Genomic DNA, 18,963 nt, shown 5'->3' on the forward strand with positions numbered 1-18,963 from the left:
TAGGGCGCAACAAAGGCCTGGTGAAGCTTGCGGGCGCCTTCAGACGAAGCTGATCGCGGCCAAAACCTGAGCGACGGGGAGACCCACCACCTTGATCATGTCGCCGGGTGCGAAGCCGACATAGACGTCGGAATTAAGCACCTGGATCGCCTCGTAGCCGGTGTAGTCGTGGATCTCGATCCGCTCGCCCGGCTCCAGGTCGACGATGGTGTCGACGCCGTAGCCGGCCTTGAACACGAAGGTGTCCTTGCCCGCGCCGCCGATCAGGATGTCGTCGCCCGCCCCGCCGTCCAGACGGTCGTTTCCGCCACGCCCTTCCAGCACGTCGCCGCCATCCATGCCGGTCAGGGCGTTGGCGCCGCTGTTGCCGATCAGGACGTTGTTCAGGGCGTTGCCGGTCCCCGACAGGTCCGCGCCGCTGCGCAGGTTCATGTCCTCGACATTGTCCGGCAGCACATAGCTGACATAGGCCTGGACCAGGTCGCGGCCCGCGCCCTCCGCCTCTAGGATGATCTGGTCGGAGGACTGCACCGTATAGACCTCGTCGCCGGGGCCGCCGACGATCGCGGTCGCCTGGGCGTGCTCGGCCCGCGCGGCCAAGCTGGTCTGAAGCGTCTCGTCGGTCAGGGCGTAGGCGCGGATGTAGTCGATGCGCATCTCCGCCGGCAGGGCGCCCGCGTCCACCGCGCCGGCCCAACCGCCCAGCGCCAGGTTGGCGATCAGGTACATGGGCTTGTTCATGTCAGCCGGGGTGGCGGACCGGAAAACCTCGACGTTGTCGACGTACCAGACGATCTCGAACGGCGTCCAAAGCGCGCCGTAGGTATGCATGCCGTCGCTGGTGGCGGCGGTGTAGTTCGACTGGCCGCTCTGGGTGTGGCCGCCGACGCTGGAGTGAGCCGTGGTGTAGGTGCGGGTGTCGTCGCCCAGCACTTCCATGATGTCGAGTTCCGGCGGCCAGGAGCCGTCGGCCGGCAGCATCCAAAAGGCGGGCCAGGCGCCGGCGGCCTTGGGCAGGTCGGCGCGCATCTCGAAGTAGCCGTAGGTCTGGCTGAAGCCGCCCTTGGTGGTGATCACGCCGGAGGTGTAGCCGTAGCCGAAGATCTCCGGATTGGTCGACGGCCGTGCCCAGATCGACAGGGTTCCGTCCGGATTGCTGACGAACGGCGTCTCGGCGAAATCACCCGCATGTCCCCGGAAATAGGGCGAGGTATAGATCTGCTGCTCGTTGTTGCCGGTCAGGGTATAGCTGGTGATGTCGTTGACGGCCTTCTGGTAGTCCGTCCGCCAGACACCTTCCGGCGCCAGGGTCTTGTGATGGATCGACAGCGCGCCGGAGAATTCGTCGCCGAAGGTCTGGATCGACTTGTGCGTCGGGTCGAGCTCCAGCTGGAAATTGGCGGCGGTCAGTCGGCCGGCCTCCACGCCGCGCAGGATCAGCGCCTCGCCGTCGCCCAGATCGAGCCAGGCATCCGCGCCCTGCTGCGACAGGCGGGCCTGCACCTGGGTGAAGTCCCACAGGCCGGCCTTCAGGCGCACCTTGTCCTCCGCGATGTTGAAGTCGCCGACCACGTCGCTGCCCCCGCCCTTTTGGACGATGAAGGTGTCCTTGCCCGCGCCGCCGATCAGGTAGTCGAAGCCGTATCCGCCGTAGAGCTGCTGCCCGCCGTCGCCGCCCTGGACCACGTTGTCGAACATGTCCCCGGCCGCGAACAACTTATCACCGATGACCTTGATGTTCTCGACGCCAGAGTAATCGGCCAGGCTGGCGTTCTTCCACGCGACCAGGGTGTCGACGCCGCCGCTGGGCAGTTCGATGACGCGGATGTTGGCGCCTTGCAGGTAGTAGGCGTCGTCACCGTCGCCGCCGATGAGGATGTCGCCCTCGCCGCCCCACAGGGCTTCGGCCCTTGCGGTTCCTCGGATCGTCTCGACAGCCTTGGTGCTGTAGAGGTTGGTTTGCACAGGAGCGCTGATCGGCGCGAGCGCGCCGCCGAACTTGGCGTAGGCCACGGGCGGATACTTTCGAAGTCGGGTTGATGGCGACGAGCCAAGCCCCCTTGGCGCGCGGCCTCATATAATACAAAAGGCCTTAATTGACTGTGATCACGCGCGCGACTTGCCGTCGCAGCCAGACCGACATCTTGGCTATTAAGCTTTCGGATTGGTGAAGACTGATTTCACCAACGATCGTGACTGTTCTTTGACGCCGGAAGATCAACGGCGGAGCCTGTTGGAGGCCAGTGCGTTTAGCTGGCGGTTGACGCCCGGACGCGGGCTTGATTGCCTGTCAGCCGGGGCGGCGAGCGGTACGAGGTTTCATGGCGACGCGCGAAATCCCCCACGCATCGGTGCACGCGCCCAAGGCGCAGCCGACGAGCGAAGCCTCGGAACGTCCCGCCCTGCGCGCCCGTGACCTGCGGGCGATCGCCTTCCTGCTGGGCAGCACGGCGCTGATCCTACTGATCGCCGGCTTGGTCCTGGAGAATCTTCTGGCCGCCCTGGCGCTGACCGCCGCCTATGCGGTGTGGCTGGCCACGCGCCCGCGCATGATCCGCGTCGCCCGCCGCCTGCGTGGCGAACGGGTCGAGCACATCAGCTACTACTCGAACTGATCGGGCGAACCCGTCCCCGCCCGCAGCACCTTGGGCGCGCCGAGACCCAGCCGCACGGCGCTCAGCACCCCGGTGGCGTAGGCGCCGGTATCCAGGCCGATGCGGTTGTCGCCGAGCGTGGGTTCGTCGTCGGTCCAGCTATGGCCGTGGACGATCACCTTCTCGAACGGCCCCTTGGCCTCGATGAACGGCTTGCGGATCCACAGCAGATCCTGATCGTCCTGCAGCGCCAAAGGCACACCCGGCCGCACCCCCGCGTGGACGAAGTAATGGTCGCCAAGCTCCAGGGCCAAGGGCAGGGCCTCCAGGAAGCGCAGGTGAGCAGCCGGCATCTGCGCCAGCAGCGCATCGCGCGCAAGCAGATAGGCGGCGGTGTCCGCCTGGGGGGCGGGCGGCTCCACCCCGTAGGACACCAGGGTCTGGGCGCCGCCATAGGCCAGCCAGACAGCGCCGCGCACGGGGTCCTCGATGAAGTCGAGCATGGCCTGCTCGTGATTGCCGCGCAGGGCGTTCACCTGAACATCGCGCCGGCGCTGCAGCTGAACGAGCGCCTCAACCACCTCGGCCGACTGCGGGCCTCGGTCGATATAGTCGCCGCAGAAGATCAGCAGCGGACGGCGATCCGCGCCCTCGTCCCGATGATCCTCGACGATGGCGTACAGCAGCAGCTTCAGCAGATCGTAGCGGCCGTGGATGTCGCCGACCGCATAGACGAGCTCTCCATCCACGCCGGGCCAGGGCGGCAGATGATCCGCCTGCGGCGCGACCTGCGCTGCGGCGGCCCTCATGACTGGGCGTAGCGACGGGGCGAGCCGTCGGCGCGCGCGACGTTGGTCGCCCGGGCGAGGTCGCCGCTCAGCGCCAGATAGCCGCTGACCAGGCGCTCCGGACGGTCGGGCGCGGCGCGCAGCAGATCATTCCACCGCTCCCGGGCGGCGACCAAGGTCGGGCGCGGCACGCCGGCCTTGGTCGCGCGGGCGTAGGCGCGCCGCAGTCCGCGGTCGGCGGCCATGACGTCGGCGTGGGAGCAGGCCCGGCGATCCTGCCGCCCGGGGCAGCCCTCGATGCGGGCCGCCTCAGGGCGCGCCTTCACCTTGCTCACGGCGCGGGAGGGTTCGGCGCGGGCGGTCTTGACCACCTTCGGCTTCGCGGCGGCCTGGGCGACCGGCTCCTCCTCCGCCACCAGTTCGGCCGGCGTCGGCGCGGCGTGGACAGTGCGGCGCAAGGCGGAGACGACGGGGCGCAGGTCGCCGGAGACTGGCGCGATGCTGGCGGTCTGAACCGGAGCGACGACGTTCGATGTCGGCGCGGCCGACGGCCGGGGCGTCAGGTAGGCCCCCGCCGACAACCCGACCAGGGCCGCCGCCGCCAGGGCCCCGATGCTGGAAAGGTGGGTCCTGCCCCTGGCGCGCGGGGCGGTCATGGCGATCTGACGCGCACGGCCGGGAGCAGAGGCCGCCACGGCCAGGCCTTCCGGCCCAAAGACCGCAGCCAGGTCATCGGCCACCTGGTCGGCCAGACGCGGACCGGCGGGCGCCAGAGACAGGTCGGCGGGCAGCGGGTGGACCATGAACAGGAGACTCCTCAGCGCGACGCCTAATGCCCGGGCGTCGAGTTCGATCCTCGATCGAACCAAAAAACAGCGATCAGGGCGGCGTCAGCACGGCGAATGGGCTAGAGCAGGCGTCGCGGACGCCGGTGAACAGGATCTCCGCGGAAGGCGCCGCGCCCTCCTCCAGATAGTTGGTGGTCATCATGAAGGTGGTCAGCAGGCCGCGCTCGATCTCTCCATGACGACGGCCCGGCCCCGGCGCCTTGGCCAAGGCCGCGACACCGCCGGGGATCGCCTCCGCCAGCCGCAACAGCGCGCCCTTCCAACCTGTCGGCAAGGGGTCGCGCTGTTCGAAGACATAGATCACGGCGTCCAGATGGGTGTCCGCCATCCGGAGCGGACCGACCACGCGGTTCAGGATCGCCCGGGCCACATCGGTGGAGCGGACCGAGCCGACCAGCCCGGCGACGCCGAGCCCGACGACCGTGACTCCGCCGACGGCGCCGACCACCAGACCCCGGCGAGAAAGCTTGCTCTTCATGCCCGGCTCCTCGAGACAAGGCGATCGGCGGCGCGCAGCGACAGGGCCGCCACGGTCAGGCTGGGATTGGCGCAGGAACAGGTGGTGAAGCTGGACGACCCCACCACCGCCAGGTTCCGGTAGCGGTGATGGATCATGTCTGCGTCGATCACCGACGATGCGTGGTCGGTGCCCATGCGCAGCGTGCCCTGCAGGTGCGATTCCGTCGGCCGCTCACGCCGGAACTGAATGTCCTCCACCGGCAGAGGTTCGAGCAGCTTCGGCAGCTTCTTGAAGGCCTCGTCCTGCCCCTTTCGGGTGTAGTCGGATGGGCCGCCGTAGTGGACGCGGGCGACGCCATCGCCGTCAATGTCCACCCGGTCGTCGTCATTGACCAGTTCTTCGGTCACGATCATCAGGGGCAGGATCTGGCGATGCCGGTCACGCTCGGCGCGCAGGCCGTGGGTCCAGCGGTTCTCGAAATAGACGAGCGCGGCGCCATAGTCGGAGCGGAACGTCCCGTCATAGAGGCCGAAGTTCAGGCCGGTGGTGATGGTGCTGCCGTCGAAATTGTCCATGCCGTCCAGCATGGCCTCCACATAGACGCCGTAGCTTTCGTGCAGACCCTTGCCGACCAGGGGACCGTCCATGGCCGAGCGCTTGAGGATGGCGGGACTCTGGATGGCGTTGGCGCCAAGGACGAAAAGGTCGCCGCTGACGGTCACGTCCTTGCCGTCCAGTTGAAACGTCGCGCCCGACACCGACGATGCGTCGGCCTGAAGCGTCCACACCTGCGCGCCCAGCACGAGGGTCACGCGCGGGTCGTCGAAGATCTCGGCCATGCCGTTGTTGACGGTGAACTTGGCGTCGGCCGGACAAAGCTGGCAGCGAAGCGACGCGCAGCAGGCCCCGCGCCCCTTGGCGCCGATCCGGGCTCGAGCGGTGGGCATGATGAAATGCTCGCGCGGACGGGCGGCCTTCATGGCGCGGTCCGGCGTGGTCGGATGATGCGGCGGCTGCGGAAACGGCGTGGACCGCGGCATGACCGCGGCCATGTCCGCGTCGCCCGAAACCGACATGATCCTCTCGGCCTGCCCGTAGTACGGCTCCAGATCATCATAGGTGATCGGCCAGTCGGCCCCGACGCCATACAGGCTGTTGAGCTTGAAGTCGGTGGGGTGAAAACGCGGCGTCTGGGCGAACCAGCAGTTGGTGCCCCCGCCAAAGCCGATGGTGTAGTTCCAGGGCTTGGAATTCTTGGAGCGGTAGGTGTCCTGATGGGGCAAGGCGGAGTTGGCCGCATGCTCCATCTGCCACTGGTGATCGTGACGCTGGCCCCATTCGAGGACGAGCACCCGGCGCCCTGGCTCCTCCAGCAGACGATGCAGGAAAAACGCCGAGCCGAAGCCGGTGCCGATGATCACGACATCGAAGTGTTTCCCGACCAGGCGCGCGGGATCGGTTTCACTGGCCATCCACTTCCCCCGTTTGGGCCGACAACGCGGTCACGACGAGGGGGTTGCAGACAAAATACGCCCGCAGACCGAGTTTGCTGAAACGCCACAGAAACGCGCAGCGAAGCAGCAATACACAAGCTTCTGTAGGCTTAAGCCGGACGGGCCCGATCTTGGTGGCCCGGCTCCGTCCAGCCTTTAGGCGCTCGCCTCCTGCATGGCCCAGCTCACGCCGGACCCGGCAAGCCAACGCCGTCGATCGCCGTCGGTTCCGACACGGAGTCCTTGCACGGTAAGGGACAGATCAGCGGACGGAGAGCCAGACCGCGAAGCCGGCGCCGATCAGGGCGCCCCACAGGATGGCGATGCTGGCGATGATAAAGAGAAAGGTCTGGCGCTTCGTCCACTTGCCTTCGCGACGAAGGCGCTGACGGCGACGCGCGCTGATCGAGGCCGGGGGCGTCGCGGTCGCCTCGGTGCTGCTGCCTGGTTGGCTGCTCATTCGTTCTTGGCGCCCGTTCCTGCTCGCCGGCGGCCTTTAAGGACCCTGCCGTGCGCTCCCATCCCGTCCACGACTATAGGCTCCCGTCATAGGCGCGCAATGCGCGCGGGTTCGCACGGCGCGCGACAAATCCGCCTTGACGCGCGCCCTGGCGACGTCGGCCGAAAAGTTTTTCCGAATTTCGCTTTTTGTCGGGAACACGACGCCGGCCTCAGCGTTCTGCCCCTGCGGAAATCACGACATCCCTGAATGGGCGGCCTTGGCCGCGCGCTTTCGCGCGCGCCCATAGTATTGATTTATCCGATAACTTTAACTGCCAAGCTTTGCTGTTCCGTAGATCAGCAAATGCGCATGCTCATTAAAATTTCATACATTGTGCATTGCAGCAGCAAACGTAACGTGATGCCCTCATCGCGCCCTAATTCTATGGCGAACCTCCCGCCCATCTGATTTACCGGCCACGAAAGCTAGGAGATCGCCCGATGCGCCATGTAGAAAGCGCTGCGAGCCTGTCCGGACGCGTCGATCAACTCGGCGGCGCGCCGCGCCTTCGGCGCACGCGGGCCTGGAGCCGAAGCCTGGATCCCGCTGAAGAGGCGATGATCCGCGCCGTGGATGTGCTGATCGCCCTGGCGGCCCTGATTGCGATAGCCCCGCTGATGCTGGTGATCGCCGGCCTGATCAAGTCGCAGGACGGCGGGCCCGCCATGTTCGCCCACGGACGAATTGGGCGCGGCGGCCGCACGTTCCCCTGCCTGAAATTCCGCAGCATGGTCACCGACGCCGAAGCCCGGCTGCAGGCCCTGTTGGCCCAGGACGAGGCGGCTCGCCGCGAATGGGAGGCGGACCATAAGCTGCGCAACGATCCACGCATCACGCGCCTGGGTCTGTTTCTGCGCAAGTCCAGTCTGGATGAGCTGCCCCAACTGCTGAACGTCCTGCGCGGCGAGATGAGCATCGTCGGCCCGCGCCCCATCGTGCAGGGCGAGGTGTCCCGCTACGGCCGCTGGTACGGCCACTATTGCGCCGTCCGCCCGGGCATCACCGGCCTGTGGCAGGTCAGCGGCCGCAACGACGTCTCCTACCGCCGCCGCGTGGCCTGCGACGTGATGTACGCGCGCAGCAAGAGCCTCGCCGTCAATGTCCGCATCATCGCGGGCACCATTCCGGCGGTGCTGCGCGCCGACGGCTCCTATTAGGAGGCCGTCCATGCTCGGCGAACGCTTCAGTCTGTTCGTGGTCCACGCCGAAGGATGGCGCTGGACGCTGGTCGCCCACGACGGCGCGCCCGCCGCCGGGGGGCAGGCCCTGGATCTGGACACCGCCCTGGAGGATGCGCGCGCCAGCGCCGCCGCCTTCACCGACACCTCTTCGCACGCCGGGCCGTCGCCCGCGTCGCCCGCCGCCTAAGGAGCATCCCATGCGCGTCGCAGTCATCGGCTCGGGTTATGTCGGTCTGGTCTCGGGAGCCTGCTTCGCAGACTTCGGCCACGAGGTGTGGTGTGTCGACAAGGACCCCGCCAAGATCGCGCGGCTGAACGCGGGCGACATCCCGATCTTCGAGCCGGGCCTCGACGAGATGGTCGCCCGCAACGCCCGCAGCGGGAACCTGCGATTCTCCACCGACACCGCCCAGGCCATGGCCGGCGCCGAGGCGGTGTTCATCGCCGTGGGCACCCCGTCGCGGCGCGGCGACGGTCACGCCGACCTGACCTATGTTTATGAGGCGGCCGAGGAGATCGCCGCCCTTATCGACCGCTTCACGGTGGTGGTCACCAAGTCGACCGTCCCGGTCGGCACGGGGGACGAGATCGAGGCGATCATCCGCCGCGCGCGTCCCGACGCCGAGTTCGCCGTCGCCTCCAATCCCGAGTTCCTGCGCGAGGGCGCGGCCATCGAGGACTTCAAGCGTCCGGACCGCGTGGTGGTCGGTGTGGAGGATGCGCGCGCCCAGCAGGTGATGCGCGAGCTCTACCGGCCCCTGTTTCTCAACGAGACGCCGGTGCTGTTCACCGACCGCCGCACCAGCGAGCTGACCAAGTATGCGGCCAACGCCTTCCTGGCGATGAAGATCAGCTTCATCAACGAGATGGCGGACCTCTGCGAAAAGGTCGGGGCTGACGTACAGCAGGTGGCCCGCGGCATCGGCCTGGACAAGCGCATCGGCTCAAAGTTCCTCAACGCCGGCCCCGGCTATGGCGGCTCCTGCTTCCCCAAGGACACGCTCGCCCTGGTGCGCACGGCCGCCGACGCGCAGTCGCCCCTGCGGCTGGTGGAGACCACCGTCGCGGTCAACGAGGCCCGCAAGGCGGCCATGGCCCAGCGGGTGGTCGAGGCCCTGGGCGGGTCCGTGGCGGGGGCGACGGTCGCCCTGCTCGGCCTGACCTTCAAGCCCAACACCGACGACATGCGCGACGCGCCGTCCTTGGACCTGGCGCCCGCGCTGCAGGCCATGGGCGCCAAGGTGGTCGCCTATGATCCGGAAGGCATGCTTCACGCCCGGCCGTTGTTGCCCGGGGTGGAGATGCGGCAGGGCGCCTATGAGGCGCTCGAAGGCGCCGACGCGGCGGTGATCGTCACTGAATGGGACCGTTTCCGCGCCCTGGATCTTGGCCGCGTCCGCAACGCCATGAACCGCCCGGTGATCGTCGACCTGCGCAACATCTACCGGCCGGAGGACATGGCGGCCGAGGGCTTCGTCTATGCCGGAATTGGCCGCGGCGTCCTGCCTGCGGCGGCGATGGAGGACGCGCATGAGCCCGTCTGACGCCGCCTCGCATCCGCCCTCGGACGGCGTCGTCGGCGTGATCATCGCCGCCTATCGCGCCAGCGGCACGATCGGCGCGGCGGTCGCCTCCGCCCTGGCCGAGCCGCAGGTGGGCCAGCTGATCGTGGTGGACGACGCCTCCGACGACGGCACCATCGCCGCCGCTGGGGCCGCAGACGACGGCTCTGGTCGTCTCACCATCCTGCGTCAGGCGCTGAACCAGGGGCCGGCCAGCGCGCGCAACCGCGCCCTGGCGGTGCTGACCATGCCATGGATGTGCGTTCTGGACGCCGACGACTATCTCCTGCCCGGCCGCACGGCGCGCCTGCTGGCGCTGGCGAGCGGTCACGACATGATCGCCGACGCGCTCATCCGCACCACGCCGGGCAAGGCGCCGTCACAGGTCGAGGCGTCGCATGATGTGCAGCCGATCGACCTGGCGCGCTTCGTCGAGGGCAATGTCAGCCGCCCGGGCGGCGAGCGTGACGAGCTAGGCTTCGTCAAGCCGCTGATCCGCACGGCCTTCCTGCGCCAGCATGGCCTGGCCTATGACGAGCGGCTGCGGCTGGGCGAGGATTACGCCCTCTATATCCAGGCCCTCGCCCACGGCGCGCGGATGGGCCTAAGCGGGCCGCAGGGCTATGTGGCGGTCACCCGTGCTGACAGCCTGAGCGGACGTCACTCCGAAGAGGACCTTCTGCGGCTGCGCGACTGTGATGACGCCCTGGCCGCCATCCGCCCCCTGAGCGAGACCGAGCGCCGAGCCCTGGCGCGCCGCCGCATCAGCGTCGATCAGCGCCTGCAGTGGCGCTTGATGATCAATGCGGTGAAGGCGCGCGATCCGGCGGCTGTGGCCGCCACCTTCACCTCCTGGCCGGTCGCCCGATTCCTGGCGATCCGCCTGACCGAGCAGCTTTGGCTGCGCACCTTCGGCCGCCTGATGCGCGCGCCGGACCGCGCCGCCCTTCCCCTTCGTTCCGAGCCCGAGGCGAGATCCTAGATCATGCAGACGTTCCAAGGCGCCGCGCCGCCCTATGCTCATTCGAACGGCAATCCGATCCCTGGCCAGAACCCCGCCGGAGGCAACCGCCTGCGCCGTCGGCCGCGCCCCGCCTCTCGACCGCAGTCGCTGTCGGAAGCCATCGACCTGCGCGGCCTGGTGCTGACCTTCCGTCGTCACATCCGGCTGTTCAGCGCCCTGGCGCTGGTGGTGTTCGCCATCGCCGCCCTCGTCACCTTCACCGCCGAGCGCAAGTTCACGGCCATATCGCAGCTGATGTTCGAGCCCGGCACGGAGCGCGTGGTGCGCTCTGAATTGGTGGTGCCGTCCATGCCCGCCGAAGAGGCGGCGGTGGACACCCAGGTGGAGGTCCTGCAGTCGCGCGAGATGGCCCTTCGGGTCGTCCAGACCCTGGGCCTCGAGCGTGATCCGCGCTTCAACACTCGGCTGGTCGAACCCTCGCCCCTGCGCAAGTTCATCGACGGCCTGAGCGGCCGCAGCTACACCCCGCCGCCGCCGCTCAGCACGCCGCAGGGTCTGCGCCAGGGGCGCGACGCCGCGGCCGGGACCGTGCAGCGTTCGGCCAAGATCCGTCGCTCGGGCATGACCTATGTGGTCGATGTGGCGGTGACCACGGTCGACCCGCGGATGTCGGCGCGCATCGCCAACGCCTATGCGACCCAGTACGTCGCCAGCCAGGTGGAGCGTCGGGTGGCCGCCACCAGCAGCGCCAACCAATGGCTGGTCCGCCGCCTGGCTCAGCTGGAGCCCGAGCTGGCCGCCAAGGAAGCCGCCGTCGCCGCCTACCGCCAGGCCAACGGCCTGCTGAGCGCCTCGGGCGCGACCATCGCCGAGCAGGAGATCTCGACCTACAACCAGCAACTCGCCACGGCCCGCGCCGAACAGGCCACCGAGGAGGCGCGCCTGCGCACCGCCCGCGATCAGCTGGCGCGCGGCTCCCTCGGCGACGATGTGGGCGAGGCGCTCGACTCGCCGGTGATCCAGGGCCTGCGCGGCCAGCGCGCCACGGTCAGCTCCAAGGTCGCCGACCTTCGCCAGCGCTACGGCGACAAGCATCCGCTGCTGATCCGCTCAAAGGAGGAGCTGGCCGATATCGACGCCCAGATCCAGGCCGAGATCAAGCGCGTCATGTCCAACCTGGAAGCCCGCGTGCAGGTGGCGCGCGGCCGCACGGACTCCGTCGCCGCGACCCTCGGCGGCGCGCGCGGGACCCTGGCGGGCAACAACGCCGCCGCGGTGGATCTGAACCGCCTGGAACGCGACGCCCAGGTGGCCCGCGCCGACTATGAAAGCCTGCTGGCCCGCTATCGCGAGACCTCCAGCCAGACCGGCATCCTCGGCGCCAACGCGGCCGTGGCCTCCAGCGCCAAGGCGCCCATCCGCCCCAGCTCGCCTAATGTGCCGCTCAACCTGATCCTGGGCCTGGCGCTGGGTCTGGCCGTGGGCGCGGCGGGCGTGGCCGTGGCCGGCGGCATGGACGAGGGCCTGACCACCGCGGACGACGTGGAGGCCAAGCTCGGCGTCGCCGCCCTGGGTTCGATCCCGCTGCTGAGCAGCATCGCGCAGCGCCGCGACCGCAACCTGACGCCCGGACAGCACCTGCTGGCCCGGCCGCTGTCCGCCTTCGCCGAGAGCTTCCGCGCCTTGCGGACCTCCCTGCTCTATGGGCGGCTGGACAACATGGTCAAGACCCTGGCGGTCACCTCGGCCCTGCCGGGCGAGGGCAAGACCACCACCAGCCTTTGCCTGGCGCGGTCCGCCGCCCAGGCCGGGATGTCCGTGGTCGTGGTCGATTGCGACCTTCGCCGCCGCAGCCTCAACCGCGCCCTGGGGCTGTCGCCGAAGGCGGGCCTGGTAGAGGTCCTGACCGGCCGCGCATCGCTGGACGAGGCGCTGGTCGAGGATGAAGGCGGCGCCAAGGTCCTGCCCATCGCCGGGGTCGAAGGGGCCCAGGACATCTTCGCCGGCCAGACCATGAGCGGCCTGCTCGAGGAACTCGAGGCGCGCTTCGACCTGGTGGTGCTCGACACCCCGCCGGTGCTGGCGGTGGCCGACACCCGGCTGCTGGCGATGAAGGCCGACGCGGTGCTGTTCCTGGCGCAATGGCGCCGTACGTCGAGCCGGGCCGTGGAGTTGGCCATCGGCATCCTGGAGCAGTCAGGCGCCGTGGTCGGCGGCGTGGCGCTCAACCAGGTCGATCTGAACGAGCAGTCCCGCTACGGCTATGGCGACCCCGGGTACTACTACCCGCAGGTCCGCAAGTACTACGCCGGCTAGGCCAAGCGCATGGCCCGCGACCTGACCCTGCCCACCGTCAGCGTGCTGATGGCCAACCACAACGGCGCACGTCATCTGGAGCAGGCGGTGGCGTCGGTGCTGGAGCAGACCCTCGCCAGCCTGGAGCTGATCGTCGTCGACGACGGCTCGACCGACGACAGCCTGGCGCGGCTGTCTCGGCTGGCCGCGGGCGATCCCCGGATCCGCCTGACCAGCCGTCCTGTCGCCGGCGGCCCCGGCGCGGCGCGCAACCTGGCGCTCTCCCTGGCCCAGGGGGAGTTCGTGGCCGTGGTCGACAGCGACGACTTCATCCACCCCGAGCGCCTGGAGCGGATGGTCCAGGAGGCCGTGGACAGCGGCGCCCACATCGTTATCGACGACCTGCTGATCTTTCCCGACGGCGGCAAGGGGCGGCCCTGGACCCTGCTGCGCGGCGACCTCGCGCGCACGCCGCAATGGATCGAACTGCCAGACTATATCCGCAGCAACGCCCTCTACGGCCCCGTCCCCTCCCTGGGCTTCGCCAAGCCGCTGATCCGACGGCAAGCCCTGGCGCAGGCGCGGGTGACCTATGAGGAAGACCTGCCAGTAGGCGAGGATTTCGACCTCGTCGCGCGCGCCATGGCCAGCGGCCTGACCCTAAGATGCACGCCGCGGATCGGCTACTTCTATCGCAAGCATCCGCAGTCCATCTCGCACCGCCTGGATCAGCCGCGGCTTGAGGCGATGGTCGCCAACGCCGCGTGGTTCTCGGCCCGCCATGGCTCGCCCGCCATCGCCTCGGCCCTGTCGGCTCGCGAGGCCAGCATCGACGCCGCCCTGGGCCTGGACGAGATCATCCAGGCGCTTAAGGCGCGACGTCCTCTCGACGCCGCAGCGGCCGCGATGCGCCGTCCCGCTGGCGCGCTGCTGCTGCGCGTGCCCATCAGCGACCGCATCCGCCAGGCCTGGTCACGCCTGCGCGGCGGCGAGCGCGCGCCGAGCGGCGCGGGCAAGATTGTGGTCCTGTCGCGTCAGCGGGTGGTGGGCTCCACCAACGGCAGCTCGACCTATCTGCTTAGCATGTGCCGCGCCCTGGTCGATGCGGGTCATCGCGTCAGCTTCCTGGGCCCGACCCCGGCCACCTTCGGGCGCTGGCCGGTTCTGAAGCTGTCGGCGGAGATGGACCTCTTTGACGAGGTGCGCATCCGGGGCGGCCTGCGCATCGGCCGCTGGATCGTGGCCAAGGATCCCCGCATCCTCGGTCGCGCCCTGCTGACCGGCGTCGAGAAGGTGCTGGCCAAGGCGCGCATCCGCCCGGCCGGTTGGGTCGCGCCGGCGCCCTACGCCATCGCCGCGCCGGCCACGCGGGCCGACCAGTTGTTCGTCGCCCGCCACGCGCGCGGGGCCAAGGCGCTGCTGTGCGACTACGCCTTCGCCGCGCCCCTGGCGCCCTATGCGCTCACCCCCGCCGCGCAGCGGCTGGTGGTGATGCACGACCTTTTCTCCTCTCGGGCCGCACAGTTCGCGGCGGTGGGCGGCTCGGACTCGGTGGCGGCCCTCTCCGCCGAGGCCGAGTACGCCCTCCTCGGCCAAGCCGACGTCATCCTGGCGGTGCAGCAGGACGAGGCGGCGGCCGTCGCCGCCAACCTGCCCAACCGACAGGTGGTGACCACGCCGATGGCCGCCAATCCCGCCCGTGCGCCGGCGCCCGGGCAGGCGCCGCACATCCTCTTCGTGGGCAGCAACACCGCCCCCAACGTGGTCGGTCTGAAGTGGCTGTTCGACAAGGTCTGGCCCGCGCTGCTCGCGCGCCGTCCCGATGCGCGCCTGACCGTGGCCGGCAATGTCAGCCGCGCCTTGGACGGCGCGCCTGCGGGGGTCAACGTGCTGGGTCCCGTGCCGGACCTCGCGCCGCTCTACGCCCGGGCGGCGGTCGTGGTCTCGCCGCTGATCACCGGCTCAGGCCTGAAGATCAAGCTGGTCGAAGCCCTGGCCGCCGGCAAGGCGGTGGTGGCGACCTCGGTCAGCCTGCAGGGGGTGGAGCGTGAGCTGGCGCCGGTGATCCGGCGCGCCGACGACCCACAGGTGTTCGCCGACCACATCGCCGACCTGCTCGACGATGACGCCGCCCGCGCGGCCCTGGCCGCCGCCGGCCTGGCCGCCGCGCGCGACTTCTTCGGGGCCGAGGCCTGCTATGGCCCGATGCTGTCGCTGATCAGCGAATCGGCATGACCCACATGGCGGCGCAGGCGGCGGAACGCCCCGCCAAGACCGCCGCCAACCCCGCCGGGGTCCGTTCGCGCCAGATTCAGGTGATGCGCGGCGTCGCCTGCATCCTGCTGGTCTTCTTCCATGTGGTCGGGGGCGGCGCATCGGACGGGCTGCGGGTTTCGGACGACACCGTCCTGCGCAAGCTGATGGACTTCCTGCTCTACATCCGCATGCCGATCTTCGGCTTCCTGTCGGGCTACGTCTATGCGCTCAAGCCCATGCGCGCGGGCGAGGCCAAGCCCTTCCTGCGCGGCAAGGCGCGGCGGCTGGTCCTGCCCCTGGCGGCGGTCTCCACGCTGTTCTTCCTGGTGTGGAACGCCTGGTACGGAAACCTCGGCGCGGCCCTGCCCGGCATGTGGCGGATCTACGTCTTCAGCTACGAGATCTACTGGTTCCTGCAGGCCATGGTGCTGATCTTCCTGGCGGTCGCCCTGCTGGAAGGCCTGGGCGTGCTGAGCCGATGGACCGGCGTAGCCGCCGGGGCGGCTCTGGCCTTCGTCGCGGGGCATCCGCTGGAGAACGTCACCTTCCTGTCCCTGGGCGGCGCGCTCTATCTGGCGCCCTACTTCCTGGCGGGACTGGCGACCTTCCGGTTCGGCCTGACCGCCCGACCGTCCGTCCTGATCGCCGTGGCGGTCTTGGTCTGCGCGGCGGCGATCCTTCATGGATGGCGGGTCGCGCACCTGCCGCACGATGTGGTGGCGGCGCGGGTGACGGTGTTGTCGCTGATCATCGGAGCCGGCGGCTCGCTGCTGCTTTTGCGAAGCGTTCCGGACACCGTCTGGCTGGCCCGGATCGGCGCCTCGTCGTTCGCCATCTTCCTGTTCCACATCTTCTTCGTGGTGGCGGCCCGCACGGTGCTGGGGCGGCTGGGCGAGCCTCCGCTTGGCCTGCACATCGCCGCCGGACTGGCCGCGGGACTGGCGGGGCCGATGGTGCTGGAGCTGGTTCTGATGCGCTGGGCGGGGACCCGGCGCATGTTCCTGGGCTTGCGTTAGGACGGCCGGTTCGAGGGGACCGGCCTTGGGAGGACGGGAGATGGGGGAGATCGACGCCGAGGTCGATTGCGACCTCTGCATCGTCGGCGGCGGGGCGGCGGGGCTGACCCTGGCGCAGGCGCTGGACGGGCGAGGCCTGCGGATCTGCGTGCTGGAAGGCGGCGGGCGGCGGATCGACGCCGACGCGCAGGGCCTCTTCGACGGCGAGTGCGTCGGCGAGCCCATGGCCGTGCCGCAGGGCCGCTATCGCGTCCTCGGCGGCGCCACCGCCAAGTGGACGGGACGCTGCGCGGAACTCGACCCGCTGGATTTCGAGCCCCGCGCCTGGACGCCGTGGTCCGGCTGGCCGATCAGCCATGCGGATCTCGCGCCCTACTATCGGCGGGCGGAGGCGGCCTGCGGCTTCCCCCGACCTTGGCGAGGCGATGATGCGACGCCGCGCCTGCGCCAGGCCCGCGCGCTCTGTCGGTTCGAGGACATCGATTTCTTCGTATGGCGCTACGCCGCCCAACGGTGGCGCACCTATCAGGACTGGGGCGCGCGGTTCGGCCCACGCCTAAGCCGCTCGCCCCATGTGAAACTGATCCTGGGCGCGGACCTCGTCGGGCTCGAAGGCGGCGGGGGAAGCATCACCGCGGCCCGCGCCCAACGAGCGGACGGCTCGCTGCTGCGCGTGCGGGCGAGAAGGTTCGTGCTGGCCTGCGGCGGGATCGAGAACAATCGCCTGCTGCTCAACTTCGCCCGCGACCCGGCAAGCGGTCTCGCCGATCCGCACGACGTCCTGGGCCGCTGGTTCATGCAGCATCCCCGCGCCGTGACCGCCCGGGGCGCGCCCAGCGCTCGAGCCTGCGCGCTGATGCACCTGGGCCAGGTGCGGCGGGGCGTCCACCACGAGATCGGCCTCGCCCTGAAGCCCACCGCCCAGGCGCGGGAGGGCCTGCTGAACGCCAGCGCCGCCCTACGCTATGTGGCCGATCCCCAGGATGGATGGGAGGTGGCCAAGCGCATGGCCAGGGGCGCGCGCCTGGCGCCCGACGAGGTCAGCGCCTTGGCGCGGGACGCCGGCAAGATCGTCGGCAACCTGGCCCGCCGCGCCGCCGGCCTGGGGCCGGTGCTGAGCGCGCCGACAGCCGAACTGGTGCTCGATCTGGAGCAGACGCCCGATCCGGAAAGCCGGGTCCTGCTGTCGCCGCAGCGTGATCGTCTCGGCCTGCACAAGGTGCGCATCGACTGGCGCATAAGTCGCCAGGACCGCGCCACCGCCACCTTCATGACCCGGGTCTGCGTGGCCGAGCTGGCGCGGTTCGGACTGGCTGATCTGACGCCCACTCCGAACCTGGACGAGACCGGCGGCCTGGTCCCCGAGGCGATGCTGGAAAGCTATCACCATCTGGGCGGCACGCGCATGAGCGGCGATCCGCGCCACGGCGTGGTCGACGCTGACCTGCGCTTTCACGGCATGGAGAACCTCTACGTCCTCGGCGGTTCGGTGATGCCCACGGGCGGCCACGCCAACCCCACCTTCACCATCGTGGCCATGGCCCTGCGACTGGCGGATCACCTGATGGTCGCGGGAGCGAGCTCCATGACGGTCATCGAGGAGCCTCATCCTCAGCCGGCGCGGCGGACGCCAGCCACCCCCAGGCGGCGAGGGCGAACAGCAGCAGCGTCGTCGGCTGGAACGGCATGAAGACGTTCTCGACCTTGGCCCGCACCGCCATCACCAGGAACATCGAGACCACGAAGGCCGGCGCCAGACCCGGACGGCTGACGGCGTGAATGATCAGCCGCACGCCGCTGGCCGCCAGGGCCAGGCCGATGGCGGCGGCGCCGAGCAGACCGAAGTCCACCGCCCATTCGCGGTAGGTGTCGTGGAAGTGGAAACCCTTGCCGTCGGTGAGCCCGGCCCAGCGCAACAGGCCGAGCGTCGTGGAGTTGTCGCCCAGCCAGGTGGAGCGGAAGCCGTGGCCGATCAGCGGCCGGTCGGCGATCAGCCGGTCCGCGAACGCCCAAAGCCAGTCGCGCCCGGTGAGGCCGGCGTCCTTGTGCAGGACGTCGGAGGCGAAGGTCTGGGCCTCCTCGACCAGGATCGGCATGGCCGCCGCCAGCGGCGCCAGCATCAGGACCAGGATCGCGGCGGCGGCGGCCCGCCCGCGCGGCGGCAGCAGACCCAGGGCCCCGAAGCCGATCAACAGCCCGACGCCAAGAACGGCGGTGATCATGCCCCCCGCCGACTGGCCCGTGGCCAGGACGAAGGCGGCGGCGGGCAGCCCGGCCAGGGCGGGCAGGCGCGCCCACAGGGGTTGGCGTCCGTCGCCGAGCACGGCCAGACCGCTGACGAGCACCAGCTGGGACAGCACGCCCATGGCGTTCTTGGAGCCCAGGATGCCGATCAGCACCGGCCCCTCCGCCGACGCCCCGCGCCGACCATAGGCGATGCAGATCAGAAGGATCAGGAAGGTGCTGAGAAAGACGCCGCGGACATAGGTCCGCAGCGGACTGACCGCGACGATCGTCACGGCGATGGCGATGGTCAGCGCCAGTTGCGCGCCATAGCGCAGGCTGACCCCCGGCGCCGTCGACCAGAGCGTCGACAGGCAGACCAGCACCCCGATGGCGATCAGCGGCCAGGCGCGCTGGACGGCGCCGATCACGGTGACCGGCTTCAGCCAGACCAGGGCGCCCAGCACCGCCAGCTGCAAAAGGATGTTGAGCGGGCCGAGAATGGCGGTCCAGCTGAGCGTAAGCGCCGCCAGGGCGAGACCGCCGATCAGCACGTCGCCCCAGTCGGAGGGGCGCGCGTGATCCTCGCTCCAGGACCCTTCCTGTGCGTGCGCGGTGTTGTTCATCCTCGCCGCCCCCTTGCTGGTCCTAGACCCAACGCAGCTTGGCCTTTCAGGTTCACCCGCGCCGTCCCGGCGCCATGCGATGGCCCCACTGCACGTGGTCAATGGGGCGCCATGAGGGCGCCTGCGTCAGGGCGCGCCCAATTGCTGAACACCCA

At 69.6% G+C, this 18,963-nt stretch carries 16 protein-coding genes; 9 read left to right on the forward strand and 7 right to left on the reverse strand.

The window, feature by feature from the left end; genetic code table 11:
• Nucleotides 1-39: 39 nt before the first annotated feature.
• Nucleotides 40-2,013, reverse strand: coding sequence for a family 16 glycosylhydrolase (locus ABOZ73_RS06605; protein ID WP_369061719.1), 1,974 nt, complete (start codon nt 2,011-2,013; stop codon nt 40-42).
• Between the two features lie 308 nt (nt 2,014-2,321).
• On the opposite strand from ABOZ73_RS06605, the gene ABOZ73_RS06610 reads away from it, so the two are divergent.
• Nucleotides 2,322-2,615, forward strand: a complete 294-nt coding sequence (locus ABOZ73_RS06610; RefSeq protein WP_369061720.1) for a hypothetical protein — start codon at nt 2,322-2,324, stop codon at nt 2,613-2,615.
• On the opposite strand, the gene ABOZ73_RS06615 is transcribed toward ABOZ73_RS06610, so the two are convergent.
• The 5 genes from ABOZ73_RS06615 to ABOZ73_RS06635 form a co-directional block, all read right to left on the reverse strand.
• Nucleotides 2,603-3,403: a metallophosphoesterase family protein gene (locus ABOZ73_RS06615; RefSeq protein ID WP_369061722.1), complete on the reverse strand. Its 801-nt coding sequence runs from the start codon at nt 3,401-3,403 to the stop codon at nt 2,603-2,605. The two genes, ABOZ73_RS06610 and ABOZ73_RS06615, sit on opposite strands and share 13 nt — an antisense overlap.
• Nucleotides 3,400-4,185: a hypothetical protein gene (locus tag ABOZ73_RS06620; RefSeq protein WP_369061724.1), complete on the reverse strand. Its 786-nt coding sequence runs from the start codon at nt 4,183-4,185 to the stop codon at nt 3,400-3,402. The genes ABOZ73_RS06615 and ABOZ73_RS06620 overlap by 4 nt, the downstream gene beginning before the upstream one ends.
• Nucleotides 4,186-4,261: 76 nt before the next feature.
• Nucleotides 4,262-4,708, reverse strand: coding sequence for a hypothetical protein (locus tag ABOZ73_RS06625; protein WP_369061725.1), 447 nt, complete (start codon nt 4,706-4,708; stop codon nt 4,262-4,264).
• Nucleotides 4,705-6,162 (reverse strand): GMC oxidoreductase, encoded by a 1,458-nt coding sequence (locus tag ABOZ73_RS06630; RefSeq protein WP_369061727.1) that lies wholly within the window; start codon nt 6,160-6,162, stop codon nt 4,705-4,707. Before ABOZ73_RS06630 ends, ABOZ73_RS06625 begins: the two co-directional genes overlap by 4 nt.
• A 283-nt stretch (nt 6,163-6,445) precedes the next feature.
• Nucleotides 6,446-6,643, reverse strand: a complete 198-nt coding sequence (locus ABOZ73_RS06635) for a hypothetical protein (protein WP_369061728.1) — start codon at nt 6,641-6,643, stop codon at nt 6,446-6,448.
• A 482-nt stretch (nt 6,644-7,125) separates the two neighbouring features.
• On the opposite strand from ABOZ73_RS06635, the gene ABOZ73_RS06640 reads away from it, so the two are divergent.
• The 8 genes from ABOZ73_RS06640 to ABOZ73_RS06675 are packed head-to-tail and all read left to right on the forward strand — an operon-like array spanning nt 7,126 to nt 17,649.
• On the forward strand, nt 7,126-7,842 hold the full coding sequence (locus ABOZ73_RS06640) for a sugar transferase (RefSeq protein WP_369061729.1): 717 nt from the start codon (nt 7,126-7,128) through the stop codon (nt 7,840-7,842).
• 10 nt (nt 7,843-7,852) lie between these two features.
• Nucleotides 7,853-8,053 (forward strand): hypothetical protein, encoded by a 201-nt coding sequence (locus ABOZ73_RS06645; RefSeq protein WP_369061731.1) that lies wholly within the window; start codon nt 7,853-7,855, stop codon nt 8,051-8,053.
• Nucleotides 8,054-8,063: 10 nt separating this feature from the next.
• Entirely contained in the window at nt 8,064-9,410 is a 1,347-nt protein-coding gene (locus ABOZ73_RS06650) for a UDP-glucose/GDP-mannose dehydrogenase family protein (RefSeq protein ID WP_369061733.1), read from the forward strand.
• On the forward strand, nt 9,397-10,410 hold the full coding sequence (locus ABOZ73_RS06655; RefSeq protein ID WP_369061734.1) for a glycosyltransferase family 2 protein: 1,014 nt from the start codon (nt 9,397-9,399) through the stop codon (nt 10,408-10,410). The genes ABOZ73_RS06650 and ABOZ73_RS06655 overlap by 14 nt, the downstream gene beginning before the upstream one ends.
• A 3-nt stretch (nt 10,411-10,413) precedes the next feature.
• A complete protein-coding gene (locus ABOZ73_RS06660; RefSeq protein ID WP_369061736.1) occupies nt 10,414-12,708 on the forward strand; it encodes a GumC family protein in 2,295 nt (764 codons plus the stop codon).
• 9 nt (nt 12,709-12,717) lie between these two features.
• Nucleotides 12,718-14,922 (forward strand): glycosyltransferase, encoded by a 2,205-nt coding sequence (locus tag ABOZ73_RS06665; protein ID WP_369061737.1) that lies wholly within the window; start codon nt 12,718-12,720, stop codon nt 14,920-14,922.
• Nucleotides 14,919-15,959: an acyltransferase family protein gene (locus ABOZ73_RS06670; protein WP_369061739.1), complete on the forward strand. Its 1,041-nt coding sequence runs from the start codon at nt 14,919-14,921 to the stop codon at nt 15,957-15,959. The genes ABOZ73_RS06665 and ABOZ73_RS06670 overlap by 4 nt, the downstream gene beginning before the upstream one ends.
• Nucleotides 15,960-15,999: 40 nt before the next feature.
• On the forward strand, nt 16,000-17,649 hold the full coding sequence (locus tag ABOZ73_RS06675; protein ID WP_369061741.1) for a GMC oxidoreductase: 1,650 nt from the start codon (nt 16,000-16,002) through the stop codon (nt 17,647-17,649).
• Here ABOZ73_RS06675 and ABOZ73_RS06680 read toward each other — a convergent pair.
• Nucleotides 17,552-18,808, reverse strand: a complete 1,257-nt coding sequence (locus ABOZ73_RS06680; protein WP_369061743.1) for an O-antigen ligase family protein — start codon at nt 18,806-18,808, stop codon at nt 17,552-17,554. The genes ABOZ73_RS06675 and ABOZ73_RS06680 overlap by 98 nt on opposite strands.
• Between the last annotated feature and the right edge of the window lie 155 nt (nt 18,809-18,963).

The sequence above is a fragment of the Caulobacter sp. 73W genome, from assembly GCF_041021955.1.
Classification (GTDB): domain Bacteria; phylum Pseudomonadota; class Alphaproteobacteria; order Caulobacterales; family Caulobacteraceae; genus Caulobacter.

What these genes read in the sequence shown, in the direction of transcription:
- ABOZ73_RS06610 (WP_369061720.1), top strand. Translation starts at nt 2,322, where the DNA reads ATGGCGACGCGCGAAATCCCCCACGCATCGGTGCACGCGCCCAAGGCG.
- ABOZ73_RS06615 (WP_369061722.1), bottom strand. Translation starts at nt 3,403, where the DNA reads ATGAGGGCCGCCGCAGCGCAGGTCGCGCCGCAGGCGGATCATCTGCCG.
- ABOZ73_RS06620 (WP_369061724.1), bottom strand. Translation starts at nt 4,185, where the DNA reads ATGGTCCACCCGCTGCCCGCCGACCTGTCTCTGGCGCCCGCCGGTCCG.
- ABOZ73_RS06625 (WP_369061725.1), bottom strand. Translation starts at nt 4,708, where the DNA reads ATGAAGAGCAAGCTTTCTCGCCGGGGTCTGGTGGTCGGCGCCGTCGGC.
- ABOZ73_RS06630 (WP_369061727.1), bottom strand. Translation starts at nt 6,162, where the DNA reads ATGGCCAGTGAAACCGATCCCGCGCGCCTGGTCGGGAAACACTTCGAT.
- ABOZ73_RS06635 (WP_369061728.1), bottom strand. Translation starts at nt 6,643, where the DNA reads ATGAGCAGCCAACCAGGCAGCAGCACCGAGGCGACCGCGACGCCCCCG.
- ABOZ73_RS06640 (WP_369061729.1), top strand. Translation starts at nt 7,126, where the DNA reads ATGCGCCATGTAGAAAGCGCTGCGAGCCTGTCCGGACGCGTCGATCAA.
- ABOZ73_RS06645 (WP_369061731.1), top strand. Translation starts at nt 7,853, where the DNA reads ATGCTCGGCGAACGCTTCAGTCTGTTCGTGGTCCACGCCGAAGGATGG.
- ABOZ73_RS06650 (WP_369061733.1), top strand. Translation starts at nt 8,064, where the DNA reads ATGCGCGTCGCAGTCATCGGCTCGGGTTATGTCGGTCTGGTCTCGGGA.
- ABOZ73_RS06655 (WP_369061734.1), top strand. Translation starts at nt 9,397, where the DNA reads ATGAGCCCGTCTGACGCCGCCTCGCATCCGCCCTCGGACGGCGTCGTC.
- ABOZ73_RS06660 (WP_369061736.1), top strand. Translation starts at nt 10,414, where the DNA reads ATGCAGACGTTCCAAGGCGCCGCGCCGCCCTATGCTCATTCGAACGGC.
- ABOZ73_RS06665 (WP_369061737.1), top strand. Translation starts at nt 12,718, where the DNA reads ATGGCCCGCGACCTGACCCTGCCCACCGTCAGCGTGCTGATGGCCAAC.
- ABOZ73_RS06670 (WP_369061739.1), top strand. Translation starts at nt 14,919, where the DNA reads ATGACCCACATGGCGGCGCAGGCGGCGGAACGCCCCGCCAAGACCGCC.
- ABOZ73_RS06675 (WP_369061741.1), top strand. Translation starts at nt 16,000, where the DNA reads ATGGGGGAGATCGACGCCGAGGTCGATTGCGACCTCTGCATCGTCGGC.
- ABOZ73_RS06680 (WP_369061743.1), bottom strand. Translation starts at nt 18,808, where the DNA reads ATGAACAACACCGCGCACGCACAGGAAGGGTCCTGGAGCGAGGATCAC.